At 58.6% G+C, this 18671-nt stretch carries 15 protein-coding genes, 1 pseudogene and 1 riboswitch; of the genes and pseudogenes, 5 read left to right on the top strand and 11 right to left on the bottom strand.

Annotation, left to right across the window (positions count from 1 at the left end; all coding sequences use genetic code 11):
* Window positions 1–218: 218 nt before the first annotated feature.
* From RFN30_RS31735 to RFN30_RS31720, 4 genes and pseudogenes are all read right to left on the bottom strand, one after another.
* A pseudogene (locus RFN30_RS31735) lies at window positions 219–649 on the bottom strand (GlcG/HbpS family heme-binding protein).
* Window positions 636–2837 (bottom strand): malate synthase G, encoded by a 2202-nt coding sequence (locus tag RFN30_RS31730; RefSeq protein WP_320265904.1) that lies wholly within the window; start codon window positions 2835–2837, stop codon window positions 636–638. The pseudogene RFN30_RS31735 and the gene RFN30_RS31730 overlap by 14 nt, the downstream one beginning before the upstream one ends.
* Before the next feature lie 13 nt (window positions 2838–2850).
* Window positions 2851–4104, bottom strand: a complete 1254-nt coding sequence (locus tag RFN30_RS31725; RefSeq protein WP_320265903.1) for a D-amino acid dehydrogenase — start codon at window positions 4102–4104, stop codon at window positions 2851–2853.
* A gap of 141 nt (window positions 4105–4245) precedes the next feature.
* A riboswitch (glycine riboswitch) is annotated at window positions 4246–4336 on the bottom strand.
* 314 nt (window positions 4337–4650) lie between these two features.
* The gene (locus RFN30_RS31720; protein WP_320265902.1) at window positions 4651–6051 is read right to left on the bottom strand and encodes a helix-turn-helix domain-containing protein; all 1401 of its coding nucleotides are present in this window, start codon (window positions 6049–6051) and stop codon (window positions 4651–4653) included.
* A gap of 118 nt (window positions 6052–6169) precedes the next feature.
* On the opposite strand from RFN30_RS31720, the gene RFN30_RS31715 reads away from it, so the two are divergent.
* From RFN30_RS31715 to gltA, 3 genes are all read left to right on the top strand, one after another.
* Entirely contained in the window at window positions 6170–7762 is a 1593-nt protein-coding gene (locus RFN30_RS31715; protein ID WP_320265901.1) for an isocitrate lyase, read from the top strand.
* A gap of 59 nt (window positions 7763–7821) precedes the next feature.
* Window positions 7822–8001, top strand: a complete 180-nt coding sequence (locus RFN30_RS31710) for a hypothetical protein (protein WP_320265900.1) — start codon at window positions 7822–7824, stop codon at window positions 7999–8001.
* A 143-nt stretch (window positions 8002–8144) separates the two neighbouring features.
* The gene (gltA, locus tag RFN30_RS31705) at window positions 8145–9434 is read left to right on the top strand and encodes a citrate synthase (protein ID WP_320265899.1); all 1290 of its coding nucleotides are present in this window, start codon (window positions 8145–8147) and stop codon (window positions 9432–9434) included.
* 486 nt (window positions 9435–9920) lie between these two features.
* On the opposite strand, the gene RFN30_RS31700 is transcribed toward gltA, so the two are convergent.
* From RFN30_RS31700 to RFN30_RS31670, 7 genes are all read right to left on the bottom strand, one after another.
* Window positions 9921–10418, bottom strand: a complete 498-nt coding sequence (locus RFN30_RS31700; RefSeq protein WP_320265898.1) for a UPF0262 family protein — start codon at window positions 10416–10418, stop codon at window positions 9921–9923.
* Window positions 10419–10433: 15 nt separating this feature from the next.
* On the bottom strand, window positions 10434–11612 hold the full coding sequence (locus RFN30_RS31695) for an acetyl-CoA C-acetyltransferase (RefSeq protein ID WP_320265897.1): 1179 nt from the start codon (window positions 11610–11612) through the stop codon (window positions 10434–10436).
* Between the two features lie 54 nt (window positions 11613–11666).
* On the bottom strand, window positions 11667–12296 hold the full coding sequence (locus tag RFN30_RS31690) for a CoA transferase subunit B (RefSeq protein ID WP_320265896.1): 630 nt from the start codon (window positions 12294–12296) through the stop codon (window positions 11667–11669).
* 18 nt (window positions 12297–12314) lie between these two features.
* Window positions 12315–13013, bottom strand: coding sequence for a CoA transferase subunit A (locus RFN30_RS31685; RefSeq protein WP_320265895.1), 699 nt, complete (start codon window positions 13011–13013; stop codon window positions 12315–12317).
* Window positions 13014–13146: 133 nt separating this feature from the next.
* Entirely contained in the window at window positions 13147–13935 is a 789-nt protein-coding gene (locus tag RFN30_RS31680) for a crotonase/enoyl-CoA hydratase family protein (protein WP_320265905.1), read from the bottom strand.
* Window positions 13935–14789: a hydroxymethylglutaryl-CoA lyase gene (locus RFN30_RS31675; protein WP_320265894.1), complete on the bottom strand. Its 855-nt coding sequence runs from the start codon at window positions 14787–14789 to the stop codon at window positions 13935–13937. Before RFN30_RS31675 ends, RFN30_RS31680 begins: the two co-directional genes overlap by 1 nt.
* A gap of 456 nt (window positions 14790–15245) precedes the next feature.
* Window positions 15246–17423 carry an acetate--CoA ligase family protein gene (locus RFN30_RS31670; RefSeq protein WP_320265893.1) on the bottom strand — a complete coding sequence of 726 codons (2178 nt, stop codon included), beginning with the start codon at window positions 17421–17423 and terminating at the stop codon, window positions 15246–15248.
* 344 nt (window positions 17424–17767) lie between these two features.
* Here RFN30_RS31670 and tnpA point away from each other — a divergent pair, with 344 nt between their 5' ends.
* The gene (gene tnpA, locus RFN30_RS31665; protein ID WP_320265892.1) at window positions 17768–18205 is read left to right on the top strand and encodes an IS66-like element accessory protein TnpA; all 438 of its coding nucleotides are present in this window, start codon (window positions 17768–17770) and stop codon (window positions 18203–18205) included.
* Window positions 18202–18552 (top strand): IS66 family insertion sequence element accessory protein TnpB, encoded by a 351-nt coding sequence (tnpB, locus tag RFN30_RS31660; protein WP_320265891.1) that lies wholly within the window; start codon window positions 18202–18204, stop codon window positions 18550–18552. Before tnpA ends, tnpB begins: the two co-directional genes overlap by 4 nt.
* The last annotated feature ends 119 nt before the right edge of the window (window positions 18553–18671 follow it).

Raw genomic sequence — 18671 nt, 5'->3', positions numbered from 1 at the left:
CAAATCGATCGCTTAAGCTACATCCGCCAGCCTCAAAGGCCCATCGTCGTGCATAAGACGGGCTAGTGAAGTGTGAGAGCACATCGAGGCCGATGCCACCGAAGGCCCGCTATTGGCACGGTCGTCGCCATCCCGGCCAAACTTGGCGACCGGGATCATTTAAGCAATAGTGATTAAATTGCATTCTATGGACATGAACCTCGCTGGTCAAAGGGTGTCTAATTGGCTTGCGCAGTGAGGTCATTAGCTTCGATCGCCGCTATAGCTGCGGCCTCATCGTTGTCGGACGTGTCGCCGGTGATGCCTACAGCGCCGATTACCTCATTACGGCGGTTGCGTATGAGAACACCGCCCGGAACCGGCACCACTTTGCCGCCTGATGCCGCGGTCAGGCCGGCGATAAAATGGGGCGTTCCAACGCGCTTTTTTCAAGCCAACGTGAGCCGAAGCCTACCGTCAGAGCACCGCAAGCTTTGCTAAAGGCGATCTCGAAGCGGAGCATCGACGCGCCGTCCTGTTTCTGAAACGCAAGCAAATGCCCGCCGGCGTCGAGCACGGCGACGCTCAGCGGTTTGAAACCTTTCTCCGCTGCAAAAGAAAAGGATTTCTCTATCGACGCGTTAGCGCAGTCGAGGTTAAGCCTGTCCATTCCATTCTCCTTTTGATTTTGCAACGAGCCGGTGACGATGCAGCACCGGCTCCGTATAACCGTTCGGCTGCTCGCGGCCTTTGAGCACTAGGTCCAGCGCGGCCTGGAAAGCGATCGATTCGTCGAAGCGGCCGGCCATCTGCTGGTAGTTCGGATCGCCGGCATTCTGACGGTCGACGATCGCCGCCATGCGCTTCATGGTCTCGACGACATGCGCTTCACTGACTATGCCGTGATGCAGCCAGTTGGCCACGTGCTGTGAGGAGATGCGCAAGGTTGCACGGTCTTCCATCAGGCAGACATCGTTGATGTCGGGCACTTTCGAACAGCCGACGCCCTGATCGACCCAGTGCACGACGTAGCCGAGGATGCCTTGAGCGTTGTTGTCGAGCTCGCGCTGAATTTCTTCCTGCGTCCAGTTCGGACGAACCGCGACGGGCACCGACAGGATGTCGGAGAGCTTTGCGCGGGTGCGGCTCTTCAGGCTTGCCTGAACGTCAGCAACTTTGACACGATGGTAGTGCGTCGCATGCAGCGTCGCGGCAGTCGGCGACGGGACCCATGCGGTGTTGGCGCCTGCCTTCGGGTGGGCGATTTTCTGCTCCAGCATCGCCGCCATCAGATCGGGCATTGCCCACATGCCCTTGCCGATCTGCGCATGGCCGGAGAGCCCGCATTCGAGGCCGATATCGACGTTCCAGTTTTCATAGGCCGAGATCCAGGCCGCCTGGCGCAGGTCGCCCTTACGAATCATCGGGCCGGCTTCCATCGAGGTATGGATCTCGTCGCCGGTGCGGTCGAGGAAGCCGGTATTAATGAATACGACACGCTCGCGGGCAGCACGGATGCATTCCTTGAGATTGACCGTCGTGCGGCGCTCCTCGTCCATGATGCCCATCTTCGTAGTATTGGCGCGCATGCCGAGGGCCTTTTCCACACGCGTGAAAATCTCGCAAGCGAAGGCGACTTCTTCGGGGCCGTGCATCTTCGGCTTGACGACATACATCGATCCCTCGCGGGAGTTCATGCGACGGCCACCCTGACCGATATCGTGCAAGGCGATCAGCGCCGTGACCATGGCGTCCATGATGCCCTCCGGCACTTCCTTGCCGTCGCTGTCGAGGATCGCCGGATTGGTCATCAGGTGGCCGACGTTGCGCACCAGCATTAGCGAACGACCGGGAAGCGCCAGCGCCGTGCCGTTCGGAGCCTTGAAAGCGCGGTCTGGATTTAGCTTGCGGGTGAAGGTACGGCCGCCTTTGGCGACCTCCTCCTCGAGGTCGCCCTTCATCAGGCCGAGCCAGTTGCGGTAGACGACGACCTTGTCCGCCGCATCGACGGCGGCGATCGAATCCTCGCAGTCCATGATTGCCGTGATCGCCGATTCCAGGAGGACGTCGGAGATGCCGGCCGCATCGGCCATGCCGATCGGTGTCGTCGCGTCGAGGACGACGACAACATGGAGACCGTTGCGGCTGAGGATGATTTCGGAGGGCGCCGCGGCATTGCCGACATAGCCCGCAAGTTGGGCGGGATCGGCGATCGCGGTTTTCGCTCCGCTCATCAGCGTGACCGCCAGTGCGGATCCGTCGACGGAAAAAGACTTTGCATCGCTCCAGCGGCCGGAAGCGAGCGGCACACTCGCGTCGAGCAATTCGCGCGCCCAGGCAATGACCTTGGTTCCGCGCTTTGGGTTGTAGCCCTTGCCACGTTCGGCCCCGTCCGTCTCCGGAATGGCATCGGCGCCGTAAAGGGCGTCATAGAGCGAGCCCCAGCGGGCATTGGCGGCATTCAGAGCATAGCGGGCATTCATCACCGGCACGACGAGCTGCGGTCCGGCGATCGTCGCGATCTCGGCGTCGACATTGGCTGTCGAGACGGAGAAATCCGGCCCCTCCGGCGAGAGGTAACCGATGTCACGCAGAAAAGTTTCATAGCCTTGTATGTCGACCGGCGCACCGTGCTCGCGATACCAGCCGTCCAGTTTTGCTTGGAACTCGTCGCGCCTGGCGAGAAGTACTCGATTTTTCGGTGTCAAATCCTGAATGATAGCCGAAAAGTTGGCCCAGAATCTTGCGTTCTCAATGCCGGTGCCCGGCAGTGCCTCGTCGCAAATGAAATCATACAATTCCCGAGCGATGACCAGCCCTTCAGCTTCAACGACGGGCGAGCGAAATGCGCCTTTCATGTTTCGCTCCATGTTACGCGGCACGGCGGGATCTCACCGGAAGGGTCTCTGCTACGATCTCTGCCAGAACGGCGGACGTGCCAGCGGACAAGGTCCAGCCGAGATGTCCATGTCCCGTGTTGTAATAGACGCCCGGCGCGCGTCCCTTGCCAACGCGGGGCATCATATTCGGCATCATTGGGCGCAAACCGGCCCACGGAACGACCCGGTTCGTGTTTACTCCCGGGAACAGTTCGCGGGTCCAGTCAACCAAAGGCCTGATCCGATCATCTCGGATGTCGCGGTTGTAGCCGTTGAATTCAGCCGTGCCCGCAACGCGCAGGCGGCTATCACCAAGTCGGCTGGTAACGATCTTCGCCCGGTCATCAAGCAAACTGACCCAAGGCGCGGCCGACTGGGCGCGCTCATCCTCAAGGTTAACCGTTATCGAATACCCTTTGACCGGATAGATGTTCAGGCGATCGCCGAGCATTGCCGCGAATTGACGGCTTGCAGAGCCCGCACAGACGACAATACCATCGGCCTCCAGGACCTGCTCGACTGCCTTTTCCGCTCCGTTGTGAGCCGCGTACGACAAACGGAAGCGGTCGCGGCGATCGATACGATCAACCAGCGCGTCGTATTCAAAAATTCCCCCCAACCTCTCGCACGCTCTAGCAAGACCGGTGCTATATTTGTGAATGTCGCCCGTCGAATCCGACGGCGCGAAAAAGCCGCCGTAAAATTTTCCATGCAATACAGGCTCGATAGACGCGATCTCTTCTGGCGTCACTGGCCGCCGATCGAGCCCACCCTCGTTGAGCATGCCATTCACTTTCGCCGCATGATCGAAACCTGCCTTGTCCCAGTAAATATGTAGAATGCCGCGCGCCACGTGATCGAAGTCGATGCCTTCGCGATCCGCGATCTCAAACATATGCTTCCGAGCGGCGATCGCCAGTCGCGTAGTCGCAATGGTGTTGTCGCGGTACTTCGCTATATTTGACACGAATTCGGCTAGCCAACTGTACTTATGCCAGTTCGGCGCAGGATTCATCAGCAGCGGAGCGTCTGCCTTGAGCATCCACTTGATGCCTTTGATCACTGTCGACCAGTGATTCCAAACCTCAGCGTTACTCGCTGACAACTGCCCACCATTTGCGAACGAAGTCTCCATCGCCGCGTAGCGTTGGCGCTCAAGGACAGTTACATCATAGCCTTGGCTCAAAAGGGCATAGGCAGTCGAGACGCCAGTGATGCCGGCGCCAATCACAACTATCTTCGTCATTTGGATCTCCAGAAAGAACAGTGGGTGCAAGCCGACCGACCTGCGGCATCCCCAAATCTGTCTCCTTTACCTGAGAGCTTAGTCCGACGACTGGCCGGGCTTTCCCCTTCGGTGGGCGCATTAGCGCCTCTCTCCAGATTGTCCTACTGTACGGTCACTTGTGCCTGAGAGTTTCCTTGGGGGGTTGCTCCGTCGGCGCCGGCTCCAGACCGATCTCTCCCGTACAGCCTGTTGAACAACCAATTTATAGATGCTGTTTCGCAGCGATACACTGGATTGTGGGCCCCATATTGAAACAAAAGGATCATAATCTCTCTGAATTTGAAACGCGCAGCTATTCGCGCTGCAGAGTGGAATCTGGAAAGACGACAGCGACTATTAAGATCGCTTAGCAATTCGGATTGAAACGTTGCACCAAATGACCCCTCGCCGGTCGCTTCCAGGCTTCGCAGGCATTCACAATTTGTGCGCGGTCTCTTGCCGCAAATCCTCAAGGCCGAGTGACCGGCTTGAACTTTCTCCCCTCTGCACTTTGCATGCGAGTGTTTAGGCGGAAAACCCAAATGGAGCGTCAGTGCGGCGGTAGTGGTCGGGCATAATTTGTCGGCCGATTGGAGGCTCGGACCGGGAGGTGCAACCTTCGCGCTGGCAAAGTCGGCAGGTAATGCCGATTGGCGTCGGTACAATTGGCTGGGAATAATGTTGAAAATATATGAGCCGCTCGGCATGGCTCGCATCACAGACCAGCGCCACGGCCCGGTCCACCCTCGGAACTCCGAATGCCCCTCCCCCTGAGCTTACGGTTCGCGCAATCGAGAAGAACCGTTGGCCATCCGGCAGGTCCAGCCACTGGGTTACCACCGTCCGCTTCGACGAAAACACTTGGTGCAGGGTCCATAACGGACACCCGCCGCCATGCCGCGCGAAGGGAAAGTTCGCACTGTCGAGACGCTTGGAAACGTTGCCCGCGGCATCCACCCGGATGAAGAAGAATGGAATTCGCTCCTGTCCTGGCTTTTGAAGAGTCGTCAGGCGATGAGCCGTTTGCTCGAAGCTCGTTCCGAACTGCCGCGCGAGCGCCTCGACGTCGTAGCGGCGCGCTTCGACTGCCTTTGCAAATCGGGTGTATGGCATGACGACCGCGGCTGCGAAATATCCAGCAAGGGCGCGATGACCTAGCCGCCGCGCGTTTTCGGTCGTCAGGTTTCCCTCCTGCACCAACGACGCAATGTCGTCGTCGAACTCGAGATAGGCGAGTTGCTGGGCAAGCTGAAAATTCTGGCTTGCAATGTCCAAGGCGTCGTCAAGAAGCACCTCGCGCCTGTGCCGATCCAACCGGCGCACGGAGCCCGGCATGATCTCTGTTGGTATCCGCCTGACCCGTAGATGATGCCGCTGCATGAGATAGGCTGCGAGACTCCCCGACTCCGCCACAGCCGCGGCCAGTTTTTCGGCAGCAATATCGAGGCTCGGAAAGCAATTTCGTCGAGCGACCAGGAACCGGCGCACCTCAGACACCGGATCCGCGGCCTCATCCAATCCTTTGTCAAATGCGAGCTGCCTTTGGTCGGCAAGGACGAGCTGCTCCTCCTTGTAGGTGGTATAAAGACGGAGCATGGCTTCCACAAAACCCGGAAAGCTGCTGAGCACGTCGACAACCTCCAACGGAGACATGTCAATATCAGCGAAAATCGGATCCTTAATAGTCGACTGTAGTCGCGCGATGAGTTCGGGCCGGCTGTCGTCGGCCAAGGTCGACATGTCGATCTTGTAGGTCTTGGCCAGGCGAAGCAGGATTTCGGCAGTGACCGGCCGCTGGTTGCCCTCCATCAATGCGACATAGGAAGGCGACACTTCGAGATCGGATGCCATCATCGCTTGGGTGAGGCCGAGATCCTTTCGCAATCGCCTAAGGCGCGGGCCGAGGTAAACGCCGTTCTTTTCCATACATTCCTTACAGCATTACAGAAACGCTTTGTAAAGTTTCACAGCGTAACACCGAAAGGTCTCCAGCTTTCCCTCGGCGCCCGTTATTGCAGTGCGCCAAACGCAGCGGGAGAATACCATGTCGTATGCCAACTATCTTCAAGAAGCCCAGAGCCTCATCGCCAGGAAAGCCGAATGGACCGGACTGACGGCCGAGGCCGTCGCCCGCATGCGGATCCAGAACCGGTTCAAGACCGGCCTCGACATTGCGCACTACACTGCTTCCATTATGCGCCGCGATATGGCGTCCTACGACAAGGATCCGAGCCAATACACGCAGTCGCTCGGTTGCTGGCACGGCTTTATTGCCCAGCAGAAGGTCATCTCGATCAAGAAGCACTTCGGTACGACAGAGCGGCGATATCTCTATCTTTCAGGTTGGATGGTCGCAGCACTGCGCTCGCAATTCGGTCCGCTTCCCGATCAGTCCATGCATGAGAAGACAAGCGTGCCGGCGCTAGTCGAGGAACTCTACACGTTCCTGCGCCAGGCCGATGCGCGTGAACTTGGTATGCTGTTCCGTGACATCGACAAGGCGCGGGCTGAAGGTGACCAGGCGCGCGAGCAGCAGCTGTTGCAGGCAGTTGACAATTACCAGACACATGTCGTGCCCATCATCGCCGACATCGATGCGGGCTTCGGAAATGCCGAAGCAACCTACCTGCTGGCCAAAAAAATGATCGAGGCCGGCGCCTGCGCGCTGCAGATCGAGAACCAGGTCTCTGACGAAAAGCAATGCGGTCATCAGGACGGCAAGGTCACCATCCCACACGAAGAGTTCGTCGCCAAGATCCGCGCGTGCCGCTACGCGTTTCTTGAGCTTGGCATCGATGACGGCATCATCGTCGCCCGCACGGATTCACTCGGCGCCGGTCTCACCAAGCAGATCGCCTTCAGCGTCAGTGACGGCGACATCGGCGACCTCTACAACTCGTATCTCGATTGCGATGACGTCACCGGCCAGCAGCCGGCAAGCGGCGATATCTTGATTACCCGGGGCTCAAAGGTCCTGCGGCCCAAGCGTCTCCGTTCCAACCTTTTCCAGTTCCGCGACGGCACCGGTGCGGATCGTTGCGTTCTCGACTGCATCAATGCGTTAAACAATGGCGCGGATCTTTTGTGGATCGAAACCGAAAAGCCGCATGTCGAACAGATCGCCAGCATGATGGACCGCATCAAAGAGGTCATCCCAAACGCCAAGCTGGTTTATAACAATTCGCCCTCCTTCAACTGGACCCTGAATTTCCGTCAGCAGGTTTTCGATGCCTGGCAGAAGGAAGGCAAAGACGTCTCCGGCTTTGACAGGGCGAAGCTCATGAGCGAGCAGTATGATGGCAGTGATCTGGCGCACGAGGCCGACGAAAAGATCAGAACCTTCCAGCGCGACGCGTCCAAGCGCGCCGGCATCTTCCATCACCTGATCACGCTGCCGACCTATCACACCGCAGCACTTTCGACCGACAATCTGGCCAAAGAGTATTTCGGCGATCAGGGCATGCTCGGCTATGTCGCCAATGTGCAGAGGCAGGAAATCCGCCAGGGGATCGCCTGCGTTAAGCACCAGAACATGGCTGGCTCCGACATGGGCGACGATCATAAGGACTACTTCGCCGGAGAGGCAGCCCTGAAGGCAGGTGGCGCCCACAACACCATGAATCAGTTCGCCGCCTAAGTCATTTAGATCCTCAGAGCGGGGGCGCCGTAGCTCCCCTCTCCTCAATGGAGGAAACTATGCCGGAAGAAAAAGACAAGAGCCAATCAAGTCAATCTGAGCGTACTCGGGCGGTGTTTTCGCAGGAGGATTTCGAGCTCATCCGAGTCGCGATCAGCCATTACCTACAGGAAATCAAGGACAAGCCTGAAGTGTTGAAATACTCGAACCTTTATCACCGCCTGAGCCGCATTTCGTAAGATGGAATTTGCGCAACGACATTGTCCCTGTTTCGCAAAGGCGAAGTGACGGCAATGGCTGCCGAAATGCCATTTACCCAACAGATGAACTCCTTCGAAAGCCGACAAAACGCAGCTGTCGCGCCGCCAACTTGGAAGAAATTATGCATCATAAGAACGCGCTTGTAGAAGTTGACGGCCAGAGCGTCGAGTTGAAGGTTCGAGCAGGATCGGTCGGCCCGAATGTCGTCGATATTGGTTCGATCTACAGGCAGACGAAGATGTTTACCTATGATCCGGGCTTCACCTCGACGGCATCCTGCGAGTCCAAGATCACCTTTATCGACGGCGACGAAGGCGTGCTGCTGCATCGCGGGTATCCGATCGAGCAGCTCGCCGAGCATGGCGATTTCCTTGAGGTCTGCTACCTGCTTCTCTACGGTGAATTGCCGACGGCCGCGCAGAAGAAGGACTTCGACTATCGCGTCACGCACCACACCATGGTGCATGAGCAGATGAGCCGCTTCTTCACCGGCTTCCGCCGCGATGCGCATCCAATGGCCGTCATGTGCGGCTGCGTCGGCGCGCTGTCGGCCTTCTATCACGACTCGACCGACATCACCGATCCGCACCAGCGCATAGTCGCCAGCCTGCGCATGATCGCCAAGATGCCGACGCTTGCCGCCATGGCGTACAAGTATCATATCGGCCAGCCCTTCGTTTACCCAAAGAACGATCTCGACTACGCGTCGAACTTCCTGCGCATGTGCTTCGCCGTTCCCTGCGAAGAATATGTCGTTAATCCGGTGCTCTCGCGGGCCATGGACCGTATCTTCATTCTGCACGCCGACCACGAGCAGAACGCATCGACCTCGACCGTCCGCCTCGCAGGCTCGTCGGGCGCCAACCCGTTCGCCTGCATCGCGGCTGGCATCGCCTGCCTCTGGGGCCCGGCTCACGGCGGCGCCAACGAAGCAGCGCTCAACATGCTGCAGGAAATCGGCTCGGCTGACCGTATTCCGGAATATATCGCCCGCGCCAAGGACAAGAACGATCCGTTCCGCCTGATGGGCTTCGGTCACCGCGTCTACAAGAACTACGATCCGCGCGCCAAGATCATGCAGAAGACCACGCATGAAGTTCTCGGCGAACTCGGCCATAAGGACGATCCGCTTCTGCAGGTTGCCATGGAGCTGGAGCGTATCGCGCTTACCGACGAATACTTCATCGAGAAGAAGCTCTATCCGAACATCGACTTCTACTCGGGCATCACGCTGAAGGCGATGGGCTTCCCCACCACCATGTTCACCGTACTCTTCGCGCTCGCCCGCACCGTCGGCTGGATCGCGCAGTGGAACGAAATGATTGAGGATCCCGAACAGCGCATCGGCCGTCCGCGCCAATTGTACATCGGCGAGCCACACCGGGACTGCGTAAGGATGACGGAGCGCTAATCGTCAAAGTCCCTTGAACTTCAACAATGCTATTCTCTCGGGCACTCAGGCGCCGCCTGACAGAGGCTTGTGTAATCTTGAGCAGAAAAAGTCGAAATTTGGTGAATGAGTGTCATTGGCCGCCGCAAGTTGCTTTTGTAAAGAATAAATCCTCTCTCGTAGGGCAGTGGATGTGTGCGGATCGAGACGCATAAGCGAATGCACTGCTACCGAGCCACAGTTGAATGCAATTTAAGAGCAAATGCAATTGCAACACCATGAAGATTCGCAAACGGCGACAGGCGTTTTTCCCTCGGGGCGTAGGCGATGAGTTCGACTACCGCGAGTGCTGAATTGGCCGCAGCTTAACGTCAGCGAATTGAGACACTTCCGCAATAAAAACGAGGCTGACGCGTCCACATGCCTTCGCGTGGACGATCCACACGAATAAGGATCGGCTGGTACCGACCCCGATAAGGGGATGTTTCCGATTAGGGCAGCGCGGGTTCAGCTGAGCAGAATGCGATGATCCGTATTGCGCATGATCAGAGCGTAGATCAGGGTGAAGAGATGGCGGGCGGTATCTTGGTCGATGTTGACCTTGGCTGCGAGACGTCTTCTCAAAAGCTCGGCCGCTTCGTTGTGGATGCCACGCCGCCCCATATCGATCGCCTGCAGCCTTTCGAAACCAGGGCGACACATAGAATCATAGTAGCTTTCGCAAATGCGGTTATAGTCTCTGAGCAACCGCCGGAAGGGTGTCATCGACAGGTAGTGGCTTACGACATGCCTCCCGCCATCGTCAGCGATATGCAGCGCCAAGCGCCCATCTGCTGTTTCGATCCTGAGACGGTAGGGTCCACCGGCGTGGCCTATCGGGATGAAACTGTTGCTTTCAAGGAGGTCAATAACGGCGAGCGCTAGTTCACGCTCGATACGAGTATCCTTGCCGCGGATTGTGCGGTCAAACGATACGTTGCAGAGACGATACTCGGCGCCGGTCATGACACTGCCCTTCCCTCACATGGCTTCCACGCATATAGCGATGCCCATGCCGCCGCCGATGCAGAGCGTTGCAAGCCCCTTGAAAACGCCGCGGCGCTTCATTTCGAAGAGCAGCGTGTTGAGCACGCGGGCGCCGGACGCGCCGATCGGATGGCCGATGGCGATCGCTCCACCGTTGACGTTGACGATCGAGGGATCCCAGCCGACGTCCTTGTTGACCGCGCAGGCCTGGGCGGCGAAAGCCTCGTTGGCTTCGACCAGTTCGACGTCGCCGATCGCCCAGCCGGCCCTCGCCAGCGCCTTGCGCGAAGCCGGGATCGGGCCCGTACCCATGACCTGCGGATCGACGCCGGCCGTTGCCCAGGACACGATACGGGCGAGCGGCTGGATGCCGCGCTTTGAAGCCTGCGCTTCGGTCATCAGCAGGGTGGCGGCGGCGCCGTCATTGAGGCCGGAGGCGTTGCCGGCGGTGACCGTGCCTTCCTTGTCGAAGGCCGGACGCAGCTTCGTCATCTGGTCGAGCGTTGCGCCATGGCGGATATATTCGTCCTGGTCGACGGTGACGTCGCCCTTGCGGCCTTTGACGATGAAGGGAATGATCTCGTCGGCGAACCGCCCGGCCTTCTGGGCCGCTTCGGCCTTGTTCTGCGAGGCGAGCGCGAAGGTGTCCTGCTCTTCGCGGCTGAGCTGCCACTGGCGGGCGACGTTTTCGGCGGTGATGCCCATGTGATAGCCGTAGAAGGCGTCGGTCAGACCGTCCTTGATCATCGTGTCGATCATCTTGAAATCGCCCATCTTCACGCCACCACGAAGATGCGAGCAATGCGGCGCCATCGACATGGACTCCATGCCGCCGGCGACGATGATATCCGCATCACCGGTTGCAATCTGCTGCATGCCGAGCGCCACGGCACGAAGACCGGAACCGCAGAGCTCGTTCATGCCCCAGGCGGTTTTCTCCTGCGGAAGACCCGCCTTCATCGCCGCCTGACGCGCCGGGTTCTGGCCCTCGCCGGCCTGCAGGACCTGGCCGAGGATCACCTCGTCGACCTCGCCTGCCTCGACGCCTGCGCGCTCGAGCACGCCCTTGATGACGGCGGCGCCGAGCTCGTGCGCCGGTGTGTTGGCGAATGCACCGTTGAAGGATCCGACCGCGGTACGGACGGCGCTGGCGATAACGATGGATTTGGTCATAACAGCTCCTCCGCTGTTCGTTGGTGAGTTCGGCAAGGTTCGATGAGGCGCGACTCAGTTGACAATGGTGGCGGCGGTCGACTCGCGCAGTTGCCTGTCGGTAACGCCTGCGGCGAGTTCCATCAGCTTCAGACCACCTTCGACAACGTCGAGAACAGCGAGATTCGTGATGATGCGGTCCACAACCCCTTTTCCTGTTAAAGGCAGGGTGCAGTTCTTCAACACCTTGGATTCACCCGACTTGTTGGTGTGATCCATGAGCACAATCACCCGCTTGACGCCGGCGACCAGATCCATCGCCCCGCCCATACCTTTAACGAGCTTGCCGGGGATGGTCCAATTGGCGAGGTCGCCGTTTTCAGCCACTTCCATGGCGCCGAGAATCGCCATGGCGATCTTGCCGCCGCGGATCATCGCGAAGCTTTGGGCCGAGTCAAAGAAGGCAGAATGCTGCAGCGCCGTCACCGTCTGCTTGCCGGCATTGATGAGGTCAGCATCGATTTCGTCTTCGGTTGGAAATGGGCCGATGCCGAGCAAACCGTTCTCCGACTGCAGTGTCACCTGGACACCCTCGGGAATGTAGTTGGCTACCAGTGTCGGAATGCCAATTCCGAGATTGACGTAAGTTCCGTCTTGCAGTTCGCGCGCAGCCCGAGCTGCCATCTGGTTCCTATCCCAGGCCATCTCTGTCTCCTTCTGCTTTCAAGCGGCCGTACGCGTCGTGCGCTGTTCAATGCGTTTTTCGTGCTGGCCTTGAACCAGGCGATGCACATAAATCCCAGGAACGTGGATCTGATCGGGATCGAAGCTGCCGACAGGTACGATCTCCTCGACCTCGGCGACGCAAATCTTGCCGCAGGTAGCGGCCGGTGGATTGAAGTTCCGGGCTGTCTTGCGGAAGACGAGATTGCCGGTCGTGTCTGCTTTCCAGGCTTTGACGATCGACAGGTCGGCGACGATGCCGGTCTCCAGCACGTAATACTCCCCGTTGAAGCTCTTCACCTCTTTGCCCTGTGCAACCACCGTACCGACGCCGGTCTTGGTGTAGAAGCCAGCGATACCAGCGCCCCCTGCCCGCATGCGCTCGGCGAGGGTTCCCTGTGGGTTGAACTCCAGTTCCAGTTCGCCGCTCAGATACTGCCGCATGAACTCGGCGTTCTCCCCGACATAGGACGAGATCATCTTCCTGACCTGTTTTGTCTTCAAAAGCACGCCGAGGCCGAAGTCATCGACGCCGCAATTGTTCGACGCGATCGTCAGGTTCTTGGTGCCGGCCTTACGGATTGCATCGATCAGCAGCTCTGGAATGCCGCACAGCCCAAAGCCACCGGCGGCGATGAACATCCCGTCGAACAGCAAGCCTTGTAAAGCCGAGCCCGCGTCCTCATAGATCTTTCTCATGTTCTACTCCCGTGATGGTTCGGCCGTTGTGAGAGGATAAAGAATACTGGCTCTGACAGGCGAGAGATAACTGCGGCTTAACCTGCAGCGGCAGCGCAACAATCATCGTTGTGAATGGGAACGACGGTAAGGCTTACGCCTGCCATCGCGGCTTTCGGCGATCAAAGAAGGCGGCTATTCCCTCTGCGGCATCGGTTGTTTCCCACACATTTGCTAGCAGCGAAATCGTCTGATCGATCACAGCATCGTCGATTATCGGGCCAAGTCGGCGCGCCAACCCCTTGGCGGCCGCGACGGCTTGAGGTGATGCTGCGCGATAGGGGCGAACCTCAGCCTCGATCGCCTCATCAAGGCCACTGGACGGCACGACTTTCGAAATCAATCCGAGATCGCGAGCCTCGTTGGCATCAAATAATTTTCCCGACATGAAAACCCGGCGTGCATACCCCTCTCCCATTCGTGACAGCACATAAGGAGAAATCGTAGCAGGAACCAAGCCAAGCTTGACCTCGCTGAAGCTGAACCTTGCTGTGTCAACAGCGACGGCGACGTCGCAAACACTTATCAAGCCGAGACCACCGCCGAAAGCCTGGCCATTGATGCGGCCTATGAGCGGCTTGGGTAATTCATTGAGCGCGCGAAGAGCCATTGCCAGCTTCCTCGCTTCCGCAATTCGCTCGGGACGCGCCGTTGCGGCTTGAGCCCGCATCCAGCTGAGATCTCCACCAGCACAGAAACTGTCGCCTTCGCCGGTCAACACCACAGTTCGTACTGTGTCATCGCCAGCAAGGAGTTCAGCAGCGGCTGCGATTTCGACGATCATCTGCCCGGACATTGCGTTGTGCTTTTCCGGCCGCGCCAACGTTAACGTGGCAAGTGCAGATTCATCCGTCGTAACGCGGATTGTTTCGAAGTTCATGATCATTCCCTTCTCAGGCTTACCGCAAATCCGGCCGCGTCGCCCAAGTGTTTCAAATTCAGACCCGTCTCATATCCCCGGGTGGCGAGCAGAGTGGCAACCGCGAGAGTGTCGACGTTGCCCTTTGCCCCCGGGGCATAGGGGCAACCACCAAGACCACCGACCGCGGCATCGAAGGTACGCAGACCTCTTTCCAAACTCACCAAGATGTTGTCGAGAGCCTGTGCTCTCGTGTCGTGGTAATGTCCCGCAAGGCGTTCGGACGGCACCTCTTTCAGCACCGCATCCAGCATCGCTGCGATGGTTGTCGGCGTACCATGGCCAATGGTGTCGCCTAGCGAAATCTCATAACAACCCATCTTGAGGAGTTCGGTCGCAATCTTCGCGACAGCCACCGGCGATATCGACCCTTCGTAAGGACAGTCGGTAACGCACGAGACATAGCCTCGAACCGGGATCCCATCGGCAGAAGCCGCGGCCAGCACTGGTTGAAAACGTTCTAGGCTTTCAGCGATCGAACAGTTGATATTCCGACGGCTGAAGGTTTCCGAGGCCGACGCGAAGACGGCAACCTCGCTAACCACTGCTGCCCGGGCCGCCTCGTAGCCCTTGAGGTTCGGGACCAGTGCCGTATATGCGACGCCGGCCTTGCGGTAGATGCCTGCCATCACGTCGGCTGCATCGGCCATCTGCGGCACCCATTTCGGCGACACGAAGGAGGTTGCCTCAATTTTTCGGAGGCCGCACTCTGACAACATGTCAACGAGTCGAACCTTTTCAGACAGCGGCACCAGGCGCTTCTCGTTCTGAAGACCATCGCGTGGTGCCATCTCGAATATTCGAACGAACTCTGGCATCCGGATCAGGCCTCCGATCCGGAGCACGGATACGTGTCGCTGCCAAGACTATGATCTATCGCCATTACGTTCACGTCGCTGACTTCCTCCCAGAAGGGCGCGAGGTGGGCGAACCCGCGTTCGTGGCCTCGATGACAGCCAATGCCCATTTCATGCACCGCTTCGCCGCCGGATTCGACTATGCCCTGGAGATTCGACCTGACGGTCGAAAGCCAACCGCGATTAGAGGCTTCCCGCGCTGATGCTACGACCGCCGCCGTCCTAAACTGATAGGCGCAGGTGCCGGAAACGCCGTCGGGATTGCCAACACGGCGCCTAAAAGACTGATATATACAGCCGGTGGACACGGGCTGGACCTTTCTCTCAGTAAACTTGCCTTAGAAAGAGGCGGCCGACAGAAAGGCCGCCGCCAACTCATCTCTTGTCGGGGGGGGGTAACTCCCCCGCGAGGTCGGCTTATTTCCCGACGAGCCGAACGTCGACGGGATAGATCCCGCTTTCATTCGCTATGATGGGGTTGATGTCGAGTTCTGACAGGTTTTTCATGTTCATTACGGCGTGAGACACCTTGGAAAGGAAGTCAGCCAGCAACCGCTTGTCTACTTTTTGATAGTTCCTGAACCCATCGAGAATCTTCGCGACACGCGTCTCCTCGATCATCTCCAAGGCATCGTCTGGAGAAAATGGTGCCGCGCGGAAACTAACGTCAGCCGCTGCCTCGACGAGCACACCCCCAGAGCCGAACAGGATGACCGGGCCAAAGACTGGATCGTTTGTCGCCCCTGCGAACAACTCTGCACCGCCATTCACCATCGGCGTGACAATAAAGCCAAAGTTCGTTACCGGGGGAGAGTGGGTCGCCATAGCATCCGCGATTCCGTTTGCGGCACGCTGCGCAAGTTCTCCAGTGATATTGAGGCGCACGCCGCCGACGTCTGATTTGTGGACGACAGCCGCCGAGTCGACCTTCACTGCGCAAGGCGTAGCGAACTGGGAAACCACCGATTCCACGGACGCGGCGTCGCCAGCGGCTCGCCAAACACCAGTATCCACGCCCAGCTTTTGCAACATCTGGCGGGCGCTCGTTTCAGCGGAAAGCCCGCTGGGAACTGCAACTTGCGAAACCTCAGGAACCAAGGTGCTCTTGCGGCTAGCCTGTTCAGAAAGCCAGTTCGCTCTTTCAAACAACGCCTTGGAACCCGTTACAGCCCAATCTAGCGAGTTGAACACCTGCATCCCACCTCTACGCAGGATGTCGTGGTTCTCTGGCTTAGAATTGGCATAGCAGCTATGAAACACGAGTGGGAGCCCGGTGGCCTTTTGCAACGTCACGATCCGGTCGGCGGCCAGATTCTCTGCTTCCCGAAGGGACTCTTCAAATCTGAGATAGTATGCTCCATACATTCCGGTCGTTAGGATGAGTCCCACCTCAGGGTCCGAGGCCAGAATTTCGATGCATTCCGGAAAGACATCTGGATGAGCATCTATGGCGCTATAGACGTCGATCGGGTTTGCGACGCTCGCCTCTTCACCCAACACTTTTCTCAACTTCGTCTTTGTGTCCTCTGAAAGAACGGCAAGGGGAACTCCTGCCCGAGAGAGCGCGTCAACAGCGAGCGTCGCATGTCCGCCTCCGTCAGCCAGTACCGCAATACCTTTTTGCGATTTGGGGAGAGGCGTGGTTGCAAGCAGCGAGGCAATCGGCAGCAACTCGTCCGAACGGTCGACTAGCAAGACGCCCATCTGAGGCAATACCCGCAGAGCGATGTCGTCGGCGCCGGCAATGGAACCCGTGTGCGAAAGCGCCGCCTTCCCGCCTTCGTCAGACCGTACACCGCGGAGCATCACGATTGGGCATCGCTGACTAACTCGCGCCGCCGCCTCAAGGAAGCGCCGCCCGTCAAGAAAACCTTCGTTGTAAATCGCGACCGCACCGGTGCTCGTGCGCCTGCCCAACTCTTCCACCAGTTCGTCATATCCGAGATCAGCCTGGTTGCCTAATCCTGCGATGACGTCGAATCCCGGGCCATTGATCGAGCGGCTGTCCTCGAGGACTGTCAGAATCATGTTGCCGCTCTGGGTGAGGACGCTCACAGGCCCTTTTGGCGGCAGTTCCGGCAGACCAATGAGATCCGCTTGCACGGTGCAATTCAGCATTCCTGACGTATTAGGTCCGATAATTCTAACGCCGCTCTCCGCCAAGGCATCGCGCAATCTTTTTTCGGTGGCCGCCGCCTTATCTCCCCGCTCGCCGAACCCGTGTGCCACAACCACCGCGCCCGCGATGCCCTTTTCACCGCACTCGAGAAGAATATCTGGTACTTCCTCCGCGGGTCGGACGATCACCGCGATGTCTACGCCATCGGGCAGCTCATCGATGCTTTTGAAAGCCGGCAAATCCAGGATCGAACCTCCCTTCGGGTTGACCGGGAGAATTGGGTACTGATAACCCGCTTTTTGAAGAGCCTTGATGATCTGGTACCCGCGCTTGGAAGGGCTCGCGGATGCGCCGATGACTGCGACCGAATGCGGCTCAAGTATGCGACTCACCGCTGTTGCCCGAGTGGTCAGTTCGCGCTGGTTGTCGATAATGTGGCACCCTTGCGTGTCTTGCTTTGTAACGACTTCGTTCATGGATAATTCCTTTTGAGAGGCTGTTTCTTACAGCTTCTTTCAAAGACTGTTGCGCGTCCAACATTTCTTTGGCATCGATTAATCGCAAATGTGCAATAATCCGACGCAAGCCGCTTGGCGCGGCTATGCGACTAACCCCGCGGTGGATCACGTGAGGTGAATTGAACGCGCAAGCGATTGGGCTATGGACTTCGTCGCACGAACAGCCGATGGCTGATCGACAGCGGAGAGATCTTGTTATGGGCGAGAAAACTGGCGGGCCAAACAATTCCGCCATTCGATTAAGGGTAAGCGTTGCACCAAGGCACCTTGCAATAGGCCGATGAACATGGAGCTTTCGCGCCATGACATTGGAACATGCAGAGGGCGATGTGGTCGCCGAGATCAGCGGCGCCGCGGCGGCTGAAGATGGTGCAGCGATGCCCGGCCGCGTACGGCAACGGAGGCTGTGGAGTTGCGCGGAGAAGCGCGCGTTGGTCGACCTTGCGAGCGCGGCGGGGTCGTCGGTGACCGAGGTCGCGCAAGCGTTCGGCGTAGCTCCGTCACAGCTCTATGCGTGGCGCAAGCAGATGGCCGGCGGCGAGCTCGATGCCGATCAGGCGGTGGCGACCTTCGCCCACATCGACGTGAGCGATCTGCCCGAGGTCGACCGGCCCGCCGTCGATTGCCCGGACCCGGCCGGCAGGATCGTGGTGGCCTTCCCGAACGGCGCGCGATTGCGGATCGACGGGATCGTCGATCCGACAGCCCTGCGCATCGTCCTGGGGGAGTTGAGCAGGTGATCACGGTGGTGCCGACCGACCGGATTTACCTGTGCTGTGGCGCGACCGACATGCGCCGCGGGATCAATAGCCTGGCGCGGATGGTGCAGCAGGTGCTCGCGCTCGACCCGCACAGTGGCGCGATCTTCTGCTTCCGTGGACGCAAGGGTCATATCATAAAAATTTTGGCGCATGACGACCAGGGGTTCTGCATGTTCACAAAGCGGCTTACCGATGGCTGTTTTGCCTGGCCCGCCACGAAGGATCAGGTCGCCGTGTCGCTCACCAAGGCGCAGCTTTCGCTGCTTCTGGAAGGGATCGATTGGTGCCGGCCGAGCAAGACTTATCGGCCGCGTCTGGCTGGCTGATTTTGCTCGTTTGTTATTGATTTTGTGTCGATTCTGCTTCCGTAACGGAGCTCTTTCGGGTATGTAGTTTGGGTGTCGGAACAAGCTCCCTCAACCGCTGATTTCCTCGCCCGGATCGC

This window comes from Mesorhizobium dulcispinae (genome assembly GCF_033977345.1).
Classification (GTDB): Bacteria; Pseudomonadota; Alphaproteobacteria; order Rhizobiales; family Rhizobiaceae; genus Mesorhizobium; species Mesorhizobium dulcispinae.
Note: the sequence above shows the minus strand (reverse complement) of the source record. Positions and strands in the feature narration are given on the sequence as shown.

Coding starts and splice junctions, on each gene's coding strand:
- RFN30_RS31730 (WP_320265904.1), bottom strand. CDS start 2,837: ATGAAAGGCGCATTTCGCTCGCCCGTCGTTGAAGCTGAAGGGCTGGTC.
- RFN30_RS31725 (WP_320265903.1), bottom strand. CDS start 4,104: ATGACGAAGATAGTTGTGATTGGCGCCGGCATCACTGGCGTCTCGACT.
- RFN30_RS31720 (WP_320265902.1), bottom strand. CDS start 6,051: ATGGAAAAGAACGGCGTTTACCTCGGCCCGCGCCTTAGGCGATTGCGA.
- RFN30_RS31715 (WP_320265901.1), top strand. CDS start 6,170: ATGTCGTATGCCAACTATCTTCAAGAAGCCCAGAGCCTCATCGCCAGG.
- RFN30_RS31710 (WP_320265900.1), top strand. CDS start 7,822: ATGCCGGAAGAAAAAGACAAGAGCCAATCAAGTCAATCTGAGCGTACT.
- gltA (WP_320265899.1), top strand. CDS start 8,145: ATGCATCATAAGAACGCGCTTGTAGAAGTTGACGGCCAGAGCGTCGAG.
- RFN30_RS31700 (WP_320265898.1), bottom strand. CDS start 10,418: ATGACCGGCGCCGAGTATCGTCTCTGCAACGTATCGTTTGACCGCACA.
- RFN30_RS31695 (WP_320265897.1), bottom strand. CDS start 11,612: ATGACCAAATCCATCGTTATCGCCAGCGCCGTCCGTACCGCGGTCGGA.
- RFN30_RS31690 (WP_320265896.1), bottom strand. CDS start 12,296: ATGGCCTGGGATAGGAACCAGATGGCAGCTCGGGCTGCGCGCGAACTG.
- RFN30_RS31685 (WP_320265895.1), bottom strand. CDS start 13,013: ATGAGAAAGATCTATGAGGACGCGGGCTCGGCTTTACAAGGCTTGCTG.
- RFN30_RS31675 (WP_320265894.1), bottom strand. CDS start 14,789: ATGCCAGAGTTCGTTCGAATATTCGAGATGGCACCACGCGATGGTCTT.
- RFN30_RS31670 (WP_320265893.1), bottom strand. CDS start 17,423: ATGAACGAAGTCGTTACAAAGCAAGACACGCAAGGGTGCCACATTATC.
- tnpA (WP_320265892.1), top strand. CDS start 17,768: ATGACATTGGAACATGCAGAGGGCGATGTGGTCGCCGAGATCAGCGGC.